Origin of the sequence: Trichocoleus sp. DQ-U1, assembly GCF_039961925.1 — a bacterium.
Taxonomy (GTDB): Bacteria; Cyanobacteriota; Cyanobacteriia; order Cyanobacteriales; family FACHB-T130; genus FACHB-T130.
In genome coordinates, this window is the sequence record NZ_JAMPKB010000053.1 from 1 (window position 1) to 14,751 (window position 14,751).

The 14,751-nt window shown below is 46.6% G+C and carries 14 protein-coding genes, 1 tRNA gene and 1 pseudogene; 9 read left to right on the forward strand and 7 right to left on the reverse strand.

Annotation, left to right across the window (positions count from 1 at the left end; genetic code table 11):
- From NDI34_RS19695 to NDI34_RS19710, 4 genes and pseudogenes are all read left to right on the forward strand, one after another.
- Window positions 1-246 (forward strand): annotated as a pseudogene (locus NDI34_RS19695) (hypothetical protein); the annotation flags it as partial.
- Between the two features lie 468 nt (window positions 247-714).
- Window positions 715-1,422 (forward strand): response regulator transcription factor, encoded by a 708-nt coding sequence (locus NDI34_RS19700; RefSeq protein WP_190412999.1) that lies wholly within the window; start codon window positions 715-717, stop codon window positions 1,420-1,422.
- Between the two features lies 1 nt (window position 1,423).
- On the forward strand, window positions 1,424-2,521 hold the full coding sequence (locus NDI34_RS19705) for a HAMP domain-containing sensor histidine kinase (protein WP_348233579.1): 1,098 nt from the start codon (window positions 1,424-1,426) through the stop codon (window positions 2,519-2,521).
- A 407-nt stretch (window positions 2,522-2,928) separates the two neighbouring features.
- Entirely contained in the window at window positions 2,929-3,129 is a 201-nt protein-coding gene (locus NDI34_RS19710) for a hypothetical protein (protein ID WP_190412997.1), read from the forward strand.
- 144 nt (window positions 3,130-3,273) lie between these two features.
- Here NDI34_RS19710 and NDI34_RS19715 read toward each other — a convergent pair whose 3' ends face one another.
- Together NDI34_RS19715 and NDI34_RS19720 are read right to left on the reverse strand one after the other, a co-directional pair.
- Window positions 3,274-3,459: a hypothetical protein gene (locus NDI34_RS19715; RefSeq protein WP_190412996.1), complete on the reverse strand. Its 186-nt coding sequence runs from the start codon at window positions 3,457-3,459 to the stop codon at window positions 3,274-3,276.
- 165 nt (window positions 3,460-3,624) lie between these two features.
- Window positions 3,625-3,697, reverse strand: a tRNA-Phe gene (locus NDI34_RS19720).
- A 222-nt stretch (window positions 3,698-3,919) separates the two neighbouring features.
- On the opposite strand from NDI34_RS19720, the gene NDI34_RS19725 reads away from it, so the two are divergent.
- Window positions 3,920-4,084 carry a metallothionein gene (locus NDI34_RS19725; RefSeq protein WP_190413885.1) on the forward strand — a complete coding sequence of 55 codons (165 nt, stop codon included), beginning with the start codon at window positions 3,920-3,922 and terminating at the stop codon, window positions 4,082-4,084.
- 114 nt (window positions 4,085-4,198) lie between these two features.
- On the opposite strand, the gene NDI34_RS19730 is transcribed toward NDI34_RS19725, so the two are convergent.
- Window positions 4,199-5,077 carry a metal ABC transporter permease gene (locus NDI34_RS19730; RefSeq protein ID WP_190428163.1) on the reverse strand — a complete coding sequence of 293 codons (879 nt, stop codon included), beginning with the start codon at window positions 5,075-5,077 and terminating at the stop codon, window positions 4,199-4,201.
- A 61-nt stretch (window positions 5,078-5,138) separates the two neighbouring features.
- Between NDI34_RS19730 and NDI34_RS19735 the strand changes: the two genes are divergently transcribed.
- Window positions 5,139-5,549 carry a metalloregulator ArsR/SmtB family transcription factor gene (locus NDI34_RS19735; RefSeq protein WP_190413889.1) on the forward strand — a complete coding sequence of 137 codons (411 nt, stop codon included), beginning with the start codon at window positions 5,139-5,141 and terminating at the stop codon, window positions 5,547-5,549.
- A 31-nt stretch (window positions 5,550-5,580) separates the two neighbouring features.
- On the opposite strand, the gene NDI34_RS19740 is transcribed toward NDI34_RS19735, so the two are convergent.
- Window positions 5,581-6,363 carry a metal ABC transporter ATP-binding protein gene (locus NDI34_RS19740; protein WP_348233592.1) on the reverse strand — a complete coding sequence of 261 codons (783 nt, stop codon included), beginning with the start codon at window positions 6,361-6,363 and terminating at the stop codon, window positions 5,581-5,583.
- A 23-nt stretch (window positions 6,364-6,386) separates the two neighbouring features.
- Entirely contained in the window at window positions 6,387-7,421 is a 1,035-nt protein-coding gene (locus NDI34_RS19745) for a zinc ABC transporter substrate-binding protein (RefSeq protein ID WP_348233580.1), read from the reverse strand.
- A 335-nt stretch (window positions 7,422-7,756) separates the two neighbouring features.
- On the opposite strand from NDI34_RS19745, the gene NDI34_RS19750 reads away from it, so the two are divergent.
- Window positions 7,757-9,769: an iron uptake porin gene (locus tag NDI34_RS19750; RefSeq protein WP_348233581.1), complete on the forward strand. Its 2,013-nt coding sequence runs from the start codon at window positions 7,757-7,759 to the stop codon at window positions 9,767-9,769.
- 357 nt (window positions 9,770-10,126) lie between these two features.
- Here NDI34_RS19750 and NDI34_RS19755 read toward each other — a convergent pair whose 3' ends face one another.
- Both NDI34_RS19755 and NDI34_RS19760 read right to left on the reverse strand, forming a co-directional pair.
- The gene (locus NDI34_RS19755) at window positions 10,127-11,947 is read right to left on the reverse strand and encodes an NFACT RNA binding domain-containing protein (protein ID WP_348233582.1); all 1,821 of its coding nucleotides are present in this window, start codon (window positions 11,945-11,947) and stop codon (window positions 10,127-10,129) included.
- A 152-nt stretch (window positions 11,948-12,099) separates the two neighbouring features.
- The gene (locus NDI34_RS19760; RefSeq protein WP_348233583.1) at window positions 12,100-12,912 is read right to left on the reverse strand and encodes a PEP-CTERM sorting domain-containing protein; all 813 of its coding nucleotides are present in this window, start codon (window positions 12,910-12,912) and stop codon (window positions 12,100-12,102) included.
- A gap of 722 nt (window positions 12,913-13,634) precedes the next feature.
- Between NDI34_RS19760 and NDI34_RS19765 the strand changes: the two genes are divergently transcribed.
- Window positions 13,635-13,901, forward strand: coding sequence for a DUF370 domain-containing protein (locus NDI34_RS19765; protein WP_190413898.1), 267 nt, complete (start codon window positions 13,635-13,637; stop codon window positions 13,899-13,901).
- Window positions 13,902-13,932: 31 nt separating this feature from the next.
- Complete coding sequence (gene gmk / locus NDI34_RS19770; protein ID WP_190413938.1) at window positions 13,933-14,496, forward strand: guanylate kinase; 564 nt, start codon at window positions 13,933-13,935, stop codon at window positions 14,494-14,496.
- Window positions 14,497-14,751 lie beyond the last annotated feature (255 nt).

Here is a 14,751-nt window from a genome sequence, read left to right on the forward strand (position 1 = left end):
GAGATTGACTTGGATGAAATCAGCGATGAGGAATTAAAACCAGCTCGTATTCTAATTGGTTTGACTTTTTCGGGGTTTGGGGCGCTTTTTCTGGTTTTGTTGCTGCTTTATCTGTATCTCTTGCATCCAGAACTTAGCCCTGTTGAGCAGGTCCGGGAATATTGGTATCAGTATATTTGGTTTGTCTGCTTGGGCGTTGCGGGAATGATGATGCTAGGTCGAGAAGCGATGCGCCCAAAAAATTAAAAATGAAATTTCTCAATTCTTAATTTTTAAGTGTCAGGTTTCTCAAAGTAACCGCTGTGGCTAAATAAAATATTAAAGTTATTCTCCAGAAGGCAAAATCAAGCCATAAGTAAGCACTTCGCCCGTTGTGCCGCTGTTGAACGTTTGCAACTCAAACGTCAGTCCTATATTTGTCTCCATCGGGGGAGGAGCTAACGGAGGGGCACCCGCGACAAATACGTACTAATAGCTAGTCGTAGTTAGGATAGCAAGTGTCCCAGCAAAAACACCTAAAATTTTTCCTAACCGCATCCTAACTGCACAGGTCAAATTTCCTCAGAACGTTTCCTAGCGTAACGCCGCATCGCAAACCAGAGAGGAATTCCGGTAATTGCGATTAATCAACCTAATGCATTCAGGAACGGATAGATTGTCTCTAGATTCAGGGAACCAAAATGACCTTTATGCGTTATCTCGCCCATGATGGATATGGATATTCTGATTGTTGAGGATGAACCGGAAATTGCCAAACTCATCCAAATAACTTTAGAAAAAGAGGGGTTTTCCTGTCATCTGAGTCGCGATGGTCTGAGAGCGCTACAAGTTTTTCAGGAGCAACAACCAGATTTAATCATTCTCGACTTGATGTTACCTGGTTTGGATGGGCTGGAAGTGTGTGCCAGAATACGGCAGAAACCAGGAGCGAAAGATCCCTATATTTTGATGCTAACGGCTAGAGGGGAAGAAATTGACCGGGTAATCGGTCTGTCTACGGGTGCTGATGATTACCTTGTCAAGCCGTTCAGCCCTAGAGAACTGGTTGCCAGAGTTCGGGCGTTACTGCGGCGTAGCCTGCGTCAAGGCGGACAACATCAGGTTTATCGCACTCAGCATTTCACGGTTGATGTAGAGCAGCACTCTGCCTCTCGTCAACTGAGTCCCCATCCTTGGGAAGCACTTGATTTGACTACCTTAGAATTTAATCTCTTAACAACGTTTATCAGTCATCCCAGTCGCGTGTGGAACCGAACGCAACTCATTGAGAAACTTTGGGGGAACGATTTTTTTGGCGATGAACGGGTGGTGGATACTCATGTGGCTCGGTTGCGGAAAAAAATTGAACCAGACCCAGCGAATCCTACCTTTATTAAGACAGTAGTTGGTGTGGGCTATAAGTTTGAAGATTCACCTCTATAAAATGCCCCGGAATAAAATGGGACTGCGATCGCGCTTGTTTCTTTCCCATCTCTTAGTAATGATGGTAGGAGTGGGTAGTCTACTCGTTATCAGTAAACTGTCTTCTCCCCGCTTCTTTATCGTCCAGCTCGAACAAATCGAAGTCAGTGGCATACAGGTACGCTATGCTCGCAGGCAGCTGGTGAGAGGATTTGAAACAGCTTGGAGTCGCAGCACTTTCTTGTCATTTATTGCGGGTGCTACGGCGGCTGGTGGTTTGAGTTACTGGGTATCTCGTCGAATTACCCAGCCTTTGACCCAGATGGAACAAATTACCCGCAAGTTTGCTGCTGGGCATCTAGATGAGCGACTACCAAAAAGTGAAATTCCCGAACTCAACCGCCTGGGTTCTAGTTTTAACCGCATGGCGTCGAGTCTCGAAGGCGTGGAACAGCGGCGGCGAGAACTTATTAGCGACCTGACCCATGAACTCCGAACGCCCCTAACTGTAATTCGCGGATACCTGGAGGAGATGGCTGATAGCAGGATTGAACCATCGCCAGAGATTTACCAGCGCTTGGTGAGGGAAACAATCCGGCTAGAACGGTTAGTCAACGATTTGCAAGAACTCTCTAAGGCAGAGGCGGGTTATTTACCAATAAATCTCCACCCAGTTAATCTACGACCTTTATTAGAGTCCCTGTTGGAAAAATTTTCTGACCAAGTGCTGGACGATGGCCCGGTGCTGCGCTTAGATTGTCCGCCCCAGTTGCCCCCGGTCTTAGCTGATATTGACCGTGTGGAGCAGGTTCTGGTCAATTTGTTGGGAAATGCGCTGCTATATACCAGTGCTGGTTCGATTACGGTCAAAGCTTGGACTGAACCAAAACGCCTCTGGGTTGCTGTAGTTGATACGGGTCAAGGAATTGCACCAGAAGATATGCCGCATATCTTTGAGCGATTTTGGCGGGCTGAACAGTCTCGAAGCCAAAATTCTAGAGGAACCGGCATCGGTTTAGCGATTTCCTCCCGGTTGCTCGAATTGCAAGGCGGTCAGATTGAAGTAGAAAGCGAACTGGGAAAGGGTAGTACGTTTCGTTTTTTCTTGCCTTTAGCTTGACGGTCATACTTGAGCTAATGGCTGTATGGGGCTTTTGTAGAAGCGCCTCAATTTTTATAGATTTCCGGACTAACGCACTGTTGCTTGTTGCGCTTTCTACTGCCTACGGTTGGAGGGAACGTGTGTAATCTCGGAATTGCTTGCGTAAATGGCAAAGCAAGCGTTGATAAGTAATAGAGCGACCTAGCAAAGCAAAAATTAACTTTAGCAACAACCTTGATGGTTCGTTACTAGATCCTTGAATTATGAATTTTCGACATAACTTGCTCCTGTTGTTGGCATAACAGGCTTTGCCTCTGAGAAGGGGAGAAAATGCCTTAGTGCTAAGTTTTGTTAAGCAATAAAAATTCTCGATCTCTGGTATGGGAATGCTCAATAGAGAGAGATAAAGGACTCCGGATAAACTTATGATCTGTATAGAAGTGATTTACCTGTTGATAGCTGCTACTTTGTTTACCCTCTGGCTAGAATTGTTTAAGCGCGATCGCAGTTGGAATACGGAAGAAAGATTTTCCTCTTTTATCACTTTGACGGTCGCAACAGTTTTCTGGCCTGTGGTTCTTCCCATCGCTTACATAGAAGTCTTAAAAACTAAACAGAAATTATAATATTGCGCTGTCGTAACAAGTGCGAGTGAAATTTGCCTAAATCCACTTGCGCGGGTTTCAAAAGTTCGCGTAAATTAATCGGGCTTGCCAAAACCAAGTGGTTTTGGCAAGCCCGATTGCGTGGATATTAGAGTTAAGCCAACTCTAACCAAGAGGCGCTGCTTTCACGCGCTCTTGGAGAGCCACTAATCCCGGATTTCCAGATTGTACTACTGGCAGAGGGATTTTATTTTGTCTGTTAAGCGCGATCGCACGCTCTCCGGCAATATCACTACGCAATCCGGTACGTACTGCATAGACCTCTCGAATAAACCAGAAAGAGCAGGACAAAGCCAATCCAGCAGAAAAGCGGGTTGCCGTGAATCTAAATTCCTTAATTTATCGCTATATAGCTATTTATTATTAATCAGGATTTATGTAGACTCTACAGAATCCCGATAAGAATGTAGCAGTGACAATCAGCTAAAATTTGTGCTGAATCTACGTTTTAGAAAATGCCAGGACGGAGATTTGAACTCCGGACACGAGGATTTTCAGTCCTCTGCTCTACCAACTGAGCTATCCCGGCGCACTTTTTTTGGTGCTTTATTAAATTAACAAAGTTAGACGGTGTTGACAAGCCCCTAGTGGCAGATTTGGTAATATTTTTGGTTTTTGTCAGAGATCCCAGTTCCAGCAAGGGCGATCGCTATCTCTGTATCGCTATTTCTATAACGCTTCCTGAAAAAAACCGATATCTGAATATCTGTTCAGATGTTATAGTAAATGAAGAGTTGACTAGGACAAAGCGATGACTACCGTAACTTCGATGAAATGTGCCTGTGAATCTTGCCTGTGCGTTGTTTCCATCAGCGAAGCGGTGGAAAAAGGTGGTAAATACTACTGCGGCGAAGCTTGTGCCAATGGTCACGAATCTGGACAAGGCTGCTCCCATCACGGCTGTAACTGCGGCTAACTGAAGGTTGAAAGCTTACAAGAGTTGAAGGTTGAAGGTTTACAGCAGTGGAAAGTTCTTATAAACTGGCTAACCTTCAACCGGCTAATCCACAACCCGCTAACCTTACTTGTCTCAGCTAGCTTGCAGATTCAGCTTTGCCCAGCCAAGAACGGCTAGAAACAGCAAAAACTGGACGAGAACAATACTAGGGCCAGAAGCAAAGTTAAAAAGACCGGATACAATCATTCCAGCAACGCTACTCATCGCTCCCAAGAAAACGGAGAGCCAGAGAAAGTAGATAAATTGGTGACTCAACAACTTGGCAGTAGAAGCGGGAATCACTAGAAAGGCATTTACGAGTAAGATGCCTACGGCTTTGATAGAAACGGCAACTGCCAGGGACAGCAGTACAACAAATAAGTAGCGATAGAGCTGAACTGGAACACCCTGAACCTTTGCTACATCGGGGTTAAGCGTCAATAAGATTTGCTCTCGCAGCGTTGACAGTAAGAAGATACCGCTGCCCACAAGCAATAGGAAAACCAGCACCAAGTCGGTGTTATTAATTGCGAGAATATCCCCAAATAGAGCGCCTAAGAGGTTGCCCCGGTAGCCCTGAATGAAGCTGCTGAGGATGACGCCAATTGCTAAGGCACCGGATAGCACAATGCTGAGGATGTTGTCGCTGGCGAGATTGGTTTGGTCAATCAAGTAGAGAACCGCTAAACCAAAAATTACTGTAAAGGGTAGTAGCATCCAGGTGGGATTTAGCTGCAATAAGACTCCCATCACTAGCCCGACTAAAGCTGCGTGACCAACGGCGTGGCTGAAAAAAGATAACTGGCGCAAAGTCACAAAACTGCCGAGAAAGCCGCCTAAGAGTCCCATCAGGACGCCACCTGCGATCGCTCGTTGCATGAAGGGAAACTGCAACAAGGTGATTAAGTTAGCGCTATCCGCGATCGCTAGCCAGTGAAAATGAAATGAGATCGACCAATCTAGGAGAGTCATGAGCTTTCCATCCACGTCAGCGAATCAGTTACGATAAGAGTATCTACCTATAGCTTGAGAAATGTCAGTGCAACTTTCATCTGATGAAGCTGTAAATAGCGACCTTCAGAAGACAGAAACTTTAAATTGTAATCCGCCACATCCGGTTGACATAGATAACGTTCACCAATTGCAAAGTCAGATTCTCAGCACCGAGAAGTCCCAGCGAATGGCGGAGTTCTTTAGTCTCTTAGGAGACGCCAATCGCCTGCGGATTCTATCAGTTTTGGCACTCAAAGAACTGTGTGTGTGTGACTTGGCAGGAGCGCTGGCAATGAGCGAGTCAGCGGTTTCCCATCAGTTGAGAGCCTTACGTGCCCTGCGACTGGTTAGCTACCGCAAGCGTGGGCGCAAGGTCTTCTATAGCCTTCAAGATAATCACGTTTTAGACCTCTATCGCTCTGTTGCAGAACATTTGGATGAAGCCAATTAAATATTAAAAACTCCTAGCATTTTGATTTTTTTTAGTGGTGATGATGATAGCGACTGAAACTTGGGCCATAAGTGGCTAGCAGGTTTTGGGGGGAAAGGGCAATTTCCGGGGTGCCAGTGCAGACTACCGTTTGATTGAGGCAGAGAACGCGATCGCAGTGGTGACTTACCATGTCAATATCGTGGGAAACTTGCAACACCGTCCAATTTTGCTCGCGTTTGAGTTCATTGAGCAAAGCATAAAAATCTGCTGCACCTTGCACATCCACACCGGCAAACGCTTCATCCAGGACTAGAAGTTGACGAGGCATGACTAGACAATAAGCCAACAAAACACGCTTGAGTTGCCCACCACTCAGAGTACCGATAGATTGACGGCGCAGGTGATAAGCGTCTACCCGTTTCAAGGCAAATGCGATCGCTTCTGATTTCTTTTCATCTTCCCGCCAGAATGACAAAAAGTTTTGAGCCGTGAGTTTTCCTGACTCCTGATTTTTCTTCGCCCATCCCAACCCCACCATTTCGGCGACAGAAATTGGAAAACTCCGGTCAAAGATAAAATTTTGCGGCATATAGCCTAACCAGTGACACCAATGCCCCAAACGTTCAACTGGACGGTCAAAAATTTCTACTTTTCCGGCACTTCGCGGAATTAATCCCAAAATTGCTTGCACCAGCGTACTTTTACCCGCACCATTCGGGCCAACTACTGCTGTATCAGTTCCGGGTAGCAATTCAAAAGAAACATCCCGAAGCGCCAGATAGTTGCCTAGATATACAGTTAAGCCGTCAACTTTCAGAATCGGCGATGGGATAGGGGCGTCAGAGTTTCTCACGTCTACTTGCAGGCAGCTTCCAGGGTTTGCAGATTTTGCTTCATCGCGGTGAAATAATGCTCCGGAGTCAGGGGGCCGTTTTCCAGAGGATCGATGGTTCTCAGGGTTAATTTCAAGTCGGTAGACAGACTTTCAAGCAATTTATTGTCAGTTCCTGGTTCGCCAAGTAGGGCTTTAACATTGTACTTTTTCACTGCCCCAACCGCTTTTTGGATGTCAGCAGGCGAAAGGTTATCTTCGGGAATCTGAACCACTGCAACTTGTTGAAGCTGGTAGCGCTGAGCAATGTAAGGATAGGCATCGTGGAAAGTGACATAAGTACAACCGCGATAGGGTTGCAGACGCTGCTGAAATTCTTTGTCTAGCGCCTCCAGTTGCTGAATGTAGGCGGTGGCGTTTGCTTGATAAGTCGCTTTGTTCTCAGGATTGGCTGCAATTAAACCATCACGAATGTTCTCTACTTGCTGTTTTGCTCGGACTGGATCGAGCCAAACGTGAGGATTACCTTCTGCATGGTCGTGTTCTTCTGCCTTTGCACCGGCTTCTCCCTCGTGGTTGTGGCCTTCGTGGCTAGCTGCTTGACCATTCACCACGGGTGAGGCGTCTTCTAAGGCGTTAATGCTTTTACTACTATCAATTTCTTTAATCTGAGCGTTTCCAGAATTTTTGATAGTTTCTTGAAGAAATTCTTCCAAGCCGAAGCCATTTTTTACCAGCACATCTGCTTGGGCGATCGCTTGCACGTTTGCGGGTGTCGCTTGATACTCATGCACTTCCGATCCGGGTGGCACTAAAATTTCTACCTGCGCTTTGTCACCCGCAACTGCCTTGGTAAACCAATAAATCGGCAAAAACGTTGCCACTACCCGTGGAGACTTCGGATTCTGCGCCCCCACTCCCGACTGCGGCGCAGCACTCTGCTGTGGGGATGGGACAGAAGTATTTGATGAGCTACACCCAGTAGCAGCGAACACTGGCAGCAGTAATAAAGGTAGGGCAAGCTTGCTCGAATAATGTCGGATTCTAAGGCACGTCACGGTTTATCTCCTGATTGACGGTGAAAGTGTCAATCTACTTTTTTTGAGAATGAGTCTTGTTTTAATATTATGAGAATAATTCTCATTTTAGTATGATATTGCTGCCGATAGTTGAGTTTTGACTGGTAAATGCCATCAGGGGGGATTGTAAAAGTTGGAGAAATCTTGTCTCTTAAGTGTTTAAAAGCAAAATTTCTCAGCAGCAACGGATGCTTTTCATTGGAAAAAGGCAATTTATAAGCAAAATTCTGCAAAATTGTCAATAAAGTGTCTTTAGCAAACTGTAGAACAGTCAGTCGCTGCGGAGAATCTTGAAAGGGTGTCAGGAGTGAGAAATGAAATTTAAAAACCTGTGGAATGCGCTGCTGGTAAGCCCAGCAGTGTTCGGTGCAATGCTGTTAACGGATGCGGGGGCATTCGCAACGGAAACCCCGGCGGTGATGGAAGTTAAGGAGAACGCAATCGAGGATGCGATCGCTCCCACTCTCCCAATCAAGGAGGATCAAGAGGAATCTCAAGCGTTACATCAAAAAAATGAAGAATTGGAATCAAACTCGGTAGCCGTCGCAGCTGCCCCAATTACCACTTCTGAGATCAAGCTGGACGAGACATCTGCTGTCAAGGTAGAAACACCCGCATCAGAGGCGATCGCGCCAAATCAGTCAACAGTGGCGGATTTAGCCCAAATCCCAGCTACCACCCCGACATCAGTAACGGCTGATGCCGACGTTTTAGAACAAATCGATGTTTATACTAATCCAGAGGACACGGATAGTTCTCTAGAACAAGTCACGAATGTTTCCCAACTGCAAGACGTAGAACCGACAGATTGGGCGTATGAAGCGTTGCGATCGCTTGTCGAACGTTACGGTTGTATTGCAGGATATCCCGATGGCACTTTTCGCGGCAACCGGGCACTCAGCCGGTATGAATTTGCCGCCGGTTTGAATGCTTGTCTGCAACAAATCGAGAAATTGATTGCTGCCAGTTCGGCAGATTTCGTCACCAAAGCGGATTTAACTACATTACAGCGACTGATTGATGAATTTGGCGCGGAATTGGCGACATTGCGGACGCGGGTTGATAATTTAGAAGGTCGCACCGCTTTTCTGGAAAGCCATCAATTTTCTACCACCACCAAACTACAGGGAGAAGCGATCTTTGCGCTGGCAGGGATTTTCAAGGGAGAAGATGCGACTGGCGATGAGATCGACGATGTAGCGATTTTTGGTCATCGGACCCGTCTGAATTTTGAAACCAGCTTCACCGGGAAAGATGTGCTGAGAACGCGACTGCAAGCGGAAGGACTGGGTTCTCTTACCGAACGCACTTTGACACCAGAAGGCAACCTGTTTTTCTCAGGTGATACCGACAGTAATGTTTTCGTGGATGCGTTTCTTTACGCTTTCCCCATCGGTGAGAGAACAGAAGTGGTGGTTGCGGCAAATGCAGGTGCGGCGGATGACTTTACCGATACCGTCAACTTCCTCGACGGTGATGGTACAACTGGGGCACTCTCTACTTTTGGAACGCGCCCGCCGATTTATTACCTAGCAGAAGGTGCTGGAGTTGGACTAAGGCAGCAGTTGGGCGATCGCTTTGAACTCAGCTTAGGCTATTTAGCAGGGGACGCCGCTAACCCGGAAGAAGATGGTGGTTTGTTCAATGGCCCTTACGGTGCCTTGGCACAGCTATTGATCAAGCCAAGCGATCGCTTGAAGCTGGGCTTGACGTACATTCATTCCTACAACAACAATGACACCGGCACTGGTAGCAATCTCGCAAATTTCCAGGGCGGACTTGCCCGCTTCTTCGATACCGATATTGACGGTAGTTCAGTCGGCGGGGGGTTAACTAACTTAGGGTTCAGCACCAATCTCCCCGTGATCAGCAATTCTTATGGGGTAGAGTTATCTTGGCAACTGAGCGATCGCTTTGTTTTGGGTGGCTGGGTTGGCTACACCAACACGCGCAACCTCTCCACTTTAGGCGGACTCATTGAGCGTGGCAAAGTTGACATCTGGAACTGGGCTGTCACCTTAGCCTTCCCGGACCTGGGTAAACAAGGCAACTTGGCTGGCATTATCGTGGGTATGGAGCCGAAAGTCACTAACTCAACCATCGATATCAATCCCGGCGCAGTCGCCGCATTAACCGCAGCAGGCATCCCCACCCCGCCAGTGGGAGACAATGACGATACTTCACTGCACATTGAAGCGTTCTATCAGTATCAATTAACGGACAATATCGCCATCACGCCTGGGGTTATCTGGCTTACTGCCCCTGACCACAATAATCGTAACGATGATATTGTGATCGGTACTATCCGCACCACGTTTACATTCTAGTTAAGAGTCAACCGTCATTGGTCGTTTCTTAATTGTGGATACAACCAGATCTGAGATAGCACTCCTAAAGGATTCGTGAAGACGAGATCCCCGACTTCTTTAAGAAGTCGGGGATCTAAACCCTGGCAGCTCACAACTCTGAAGCGGATTGCGATATGACTAATGACCACTTACCACTGAAAAAAAACCAGCTGATGTGACAGCTGGTTGAACAAAATCTTTATTTTTGTTGTCGTTAATCCGAGGAAATCCAGAGCTGCGCGTTCCCATCCGCCAGCCGTAAGATTTCTTTAATATTTACTGTAACAGGAAATACACATTTTTTGAAAGAAATATTTACATTTTTTTGTAAACTTCTTACCTTAGATAGTTGATTCCTGTTTGAGGACTCCCCCAGATAATGCGCTCCTGCTTATAAATAGCGATCCCCGGTTTAGCGCCCTTGGGTTTGTAGACGTGTTTGGGTTCCGTGTAGACAACTGGCACGCGATCGCTTTGTCTGGCGCGGCTGTAATAGGAAATTAAATCGGCAGCAAATTGCAAATCGGCTTCTTCCGGGACAGAACCCGGAGCGACGCGCAGCAACCCATGACTTCCAGGAATCTCCTGGGTGTGAAACCAGAGGTCGTAGTCTCCAGCCATCCGAAAGGTTAGCTGGTCGTTCTGGCGGTTATTGCGCCCAATCAATAACTCAAAGCCGCTGGGCGTCTGGTAACGATAAGGGTGACTTCCCTCCTCGTCTCTACGATTACGGTTGTCCGGGTCTTCTAGATACCGCTGCTGTATCAGCTCATCGCGGATTTCTAAGAGCGTTTGTAAATCTTCTGGGTCATCGTAAGAATCGAGCTGAGTTAGGGTGGCTTCCACTTGCTCCAAGTAGTCTATTTCCGTTTGCACCTCGTTAAGTAACGGTTCAACGGCTGAGCGAGCGCGTTTCAGCTTCTGATGCCGCTTGTAGAGGGATTGGGCATTTTGGACGGCATTTTTTTCAGGGTCGAGGGGAATTGTGACAGGTTTGTCGGTGTCAAAATCATTGAGGTCAATTGACTTCATCCCTGGTTCCCAGTTCTGAAGGTAAGCCATCAGCAAATCTGCCTGTTGCCGATATTGGTCTGCTTGATCGGATTGCTGCAAGCGTTCCGTAAAAGTAGACGCCTTCAAGCGTAATTTTTCCAGAACGTTGTTGAGTTTCTGGCTCAACTGATGATGAATCTGGTTAAATTCTTGTTGATTGAGCCGATCGGTGTAGTAGCGGTTGAGTAATTCTTGGATTGATTCAGCAGGCTTAACAATGCCCCAGCCCAAGACGTTGTATCCTTCAGGTGTCCAGCCGGGATGAAAAACTGCCCCAGTCTCCTTATGTGTCACGAGTGTCGTAGGCGAGGGGATAGAAGACTGAGAGGATTGGCTTTTCAGAATTGCTTGCAGCCATTCTTGCCATCGGAGAAATAATGCGTCCCAGTCAGATTGTGTGAGGGTATCGGTCGATTGCTCTGGATCTAGACCAGCGGCTTGTACCATTGAGACAACCAGCGCTGGACTCAAACCCCGGTAATTTTTCAGCATCTGACGCCGCAGTGCTGCGGGAATTAAACTCAGCCGTTCTTGCCAGCGTTCTTGAGATTCGCTTAAAGTCGGGATGGTTGCAGTGAGGGCGGGTGGAGATTCGTAGGGCTGTCCGGTCAGGATGGTACGGACGCTAGATTGTTGGGCGTTGACTTGATGGGCGGCGGTGACAATCAGGTTGTCTGCACCTGTAAGGATGACGTTACTGTATTTGCCCATGATTTCAACGTACAAGTGCCAGATAGCCGGATCTCCTGGGCGTTTGGCAAATTGTAAATCGATCACTCGTTCCCAAGGCGCGATCGCTGAAGGTGTATTTGCGTCAGCGCTACTCGCTTCTATCGCCACCAAGGCAAAGCCCCCCAACTGATGCCGTAGCTGGTCGCTGAAGGTAAAGGTATCTGGCGTGCGGGGAGGTGGATCCCCAATGCAAACACGCGCTGCTTGCGGATGCCAAGAAACTGTCAGCCAACTCCTCCGCTTCAGGGTTCGCAGGGCTATGGAAATTGTAAAGCGATCGCGCTGATAAACTTGTTCCAGCCGCGCCGGTATCCACTCAGCACGCAGCTCAGAACAAGTGGCAGTTAAGGTAGTAAAGTCAACGAGTTGCACGCGCGATCGGTATTTTTTGTAAAGATTTCGAGGAGCGGTCTCTTTCTATCCTCTCAGTTTCAGGCTACTTCCGACAAAAAAACGCACAAAGCTATTTTAAAGGAGCTTTGTGCGTTAATGAGTATCACCCGTTTCTGTTGAGACACATTGGCTTAGACAGATTGGCGACGGCGACGAGTTTTTAAGCCGAGTGCGATCGCGCCCAAGGTCAATCCTAGCGTCGCGCTGGGTTCTGGAACGCTCTGTTGGTTTTTCCAGTCATCGGTCGTCCCAACTTTGATTTGGTAGGCGAGATTGGATTGGGTAGGGATTTTTCCCGTCCAACTCATAATTGAATTCCCTGTAAGGCTGAAACTCCCCGATACATCGCCGATCCGAAGATATTGCACTCCCCCCTTGACATCCTCAAAAATATTGCCATTGGCATCCTTGGACCAGGTTGTGCAATTAGGACTCAAGGTACATGAAACGCTAGAAGTTTCGGCGATGGACTTCGTACCCGACGCATCTTTCAGCAATAAGTCTTTGACCGTCATGCTGCTATTCGTGTTATTTGCTCTAGTGCGGACAAAGATATCTGTGACGCCTTGGGTAAATTTCGATGTGTAATCGTAGGCTAAAGTTTGATTTCCAACTTTATAAGTAACGATCTTTGTGAGTGCGTCGTAAGCCAAAGTGAAAGCATCTACTCTTCCACTTTGCCAGTAATTTGAACCTGTTAATTCCTGTTGTTTCTGCACTGTAAAATTAGTGCTGCCAGTATCATCGTGCAGATCGAGTTCGTAAGTGCTGTTATTGCTACTGCCAATCCGACCCTCCGCAACAAACAATAAATCTACATTTAAATTTTTAAAGGCTTGGTCGGTTTCTAAATAACTTAAAGAAATTGCTTTTGCGTCAGCAGGAGCCGATAATATTCCTAAAGTGGCAACGAATAATCCAATAAGTGTTTTACGAATAGCCATTTTTTTATTCCCCGGTTTGGGTAAGTGAAGCACGGTATATCAGGATTGATCTTTACGTCCCCGATTGCCGTGCTTGGGTTGGCGCTACTTTTTTAGCATAAAGGACTCATGCCAATGACCGCTACTAAAAGTAGCCTATTTTACGGAAACTTTATCGCTGTGGTTTATATTTTGAAGTTATGGAAAAACCTAGATAAAAGTATTTTGTTTTCGATATTTGGGATGGCAAAAAATCTTTGTTTCAATAAAAACACGGTAGTTGTTTTTCTAAAAATGGTGAAAAAGCGGATTAATTGTAATTCTACGGATAAGCGCTCTATGTAAAATCTCGTAAATAGTTGCAACCATCCATCCTCTGGTAGAATTTGATTTTTATGGGCATACAAAGAAATACTTCCCACCCTGTGAACGAAGAGCGATTCCACGGACAATCGTGAAGCGATCGCGTCCCTCAAGCTGTTCCAGTCATGCTGGATATCTATTTCACAACCAGCGCCAAGAGAAATGAATTAAGTTGAATTTGTGCAGTTGAATGTTAACGCAACTGTCAAACCTGCCTCTGCCTTTCGGAATAGATAATAGAGGTAAAAGGGAAAAAAAAGCAGCGATCCCTTAAAAACGCGAGTTTTTGTGGATTTTAGGCTTGTAAGTCAAAAATTTTGTAGATAACATGGGAACTAGACTTAAATAAGCTTTTTAGGCGGTTATGCCGCTAGTTTTTTATGGACATTCAGTTAATCAATATCGGTTTTGGTAACATCGTGTCTGCAAACCGAGTGGTTGCCATTGTCAGTCCAGAATCTGCGCCCATTAAACGGATTATCACCGACGCCAGAGATAGAGGGCAGTTGATTGATGCAACCTATGGGCGTCGCACTCGCGCGGTAATTATTACCGATTCCAGCCACATCATTCTCTCCGCCATTCAGCCTGAAACCGTTGCTCATCGCTTTGTGATTGGCAAAGACGTGAATGCCAGCAACAATTAAGGCAATAGGCATTTTCACGGGTGATAGGAGCATGAAAACTGGCAGGCTGATTGTTTTGACTGGGCCGAGTGGCGTAGGCAAAGGTACTTTGCTGCGATCGCTCTTGCAGCGTCATCCGGAACTGTATTATTCTGTATCCGCGACGACTCGCGCCCCTCGTCCCGGCGAAATTGAGGGAAAACACTATTATTTTGTTAGCCGCAACCAGTTTGAGCAAATGCTGGAAGCTGGTGAATTACTGGAGTGGGCTGAGTTTGCTGGTAACTGTTATGGCACCCTACGACGACAAGTGGAGGAGCAAATCCAGCAGGGTCAGTGGGTGATATTAGAAATTGAACTAGAAGGGGCGCGGCAGATCAGACAAAATTTCCCAAGCGCCCTACAGATTTTTATCCTACCGCCTTCCGTCAGCGAACTAGAAAATCGAATCCGAGGACGCGGGCAAGATTCAGAGGTGGCGATCGCGCGACGGCTTAACCGTGCCGAAGCCGAAATTGCTGCGGCGAGTGAATTCGATATTCAAATCATGAACGACGATCTGGAAAAAGCCCTGAATCGTATCGAAGCCGCTATCTTCACACCGGCAAGCTGTTGAATTTTTTCCCGCTTTAAATCACAAAGGCGATCGCTTTTACAACTGAAAGCGATTGCCTTTTTCTAGAGCTGGAAAATTGGAATAAAGATAAAAATTAGGCTCAAAAAGTTCCCTATTGACTCTTAAATATATCTTGAGATAGATATGGAATTTTTGATTGTAGGCAAGTCCGAAAAATCAGTTTGCATCATTGTGTTTAATAACATGCGGAAGGAAAACGACCTTCACAGACTGATTTAAAGGAAAAGAACTACT

Coding starts and splice junctions, on each gene's coding strand:
- gmk (WP_190413938.1), top strand. CDS start 13,933: ATGAAAACTGGCAGGCTGATTGTTTTGACTGGGCCGAGTGGCGTAGGC.
- NDI34_RS19725 (WP_190413885.1), top strand. CDS start 3,920: ATGACTACCGTAACTTCGATGAAATGTGCCTGTGAATCTTGCCTGTGC.
- NDI34_RS19710 (WP_190412997.1), top strand. CDS start 2,929: ATGATCTGTATAGAAGTGATTTACCTGTTGATAGCTGCTACTTTGTTT.
- NDI34_RS19705 (WP_348233579.1), top strand. CDS start 1,424: ATGCCCCGGAATAAAATGGGACTGCGATCGCGCTTGTTTCTTTCCCAT.
- NDI34_RS19750 (WP_348233581.1), top strand. CDS start 7,757: ATGAAATTTAAAAACCTGTGGAATGCGCTGCTGGTAAGCCCAGCAGTG.
- NDI34_RS19700 (WP_190412999.1), top strand. CDS start 715: ATGGATATTCTGATTGTTGAGGATGAACCGGAAATTGCCAAACTCATC.
- NDI34_RS19735 (WP_190413889.1), top strand. CDS start 5,139: ATGTCAGTGCAACTTTCATCTGATGAAGCTGTAAATAGCGACCTTCAG.
- NDI34_RS19730 (WP_190428163.1), bottom strand. CDS start 5,077: ATGACTCTCCTAGATTGGTCGATCTCATTTCATTTTCACTGGCTAGCG.
- NDI34_RS19760 (WP_348233583.1), bottom strand. CDS start 12,912: ATGGCTATTCGTAAAACACTTATTGGATTATTCGTTGCCACTTTAGGA.
- NDI34_RS19765 (WP_190413898.1), top strand. CDS start 13,635: ATGGACATTCAGTTAATCAATATCGGTTTTGGTAACATCGTGTCTGCA.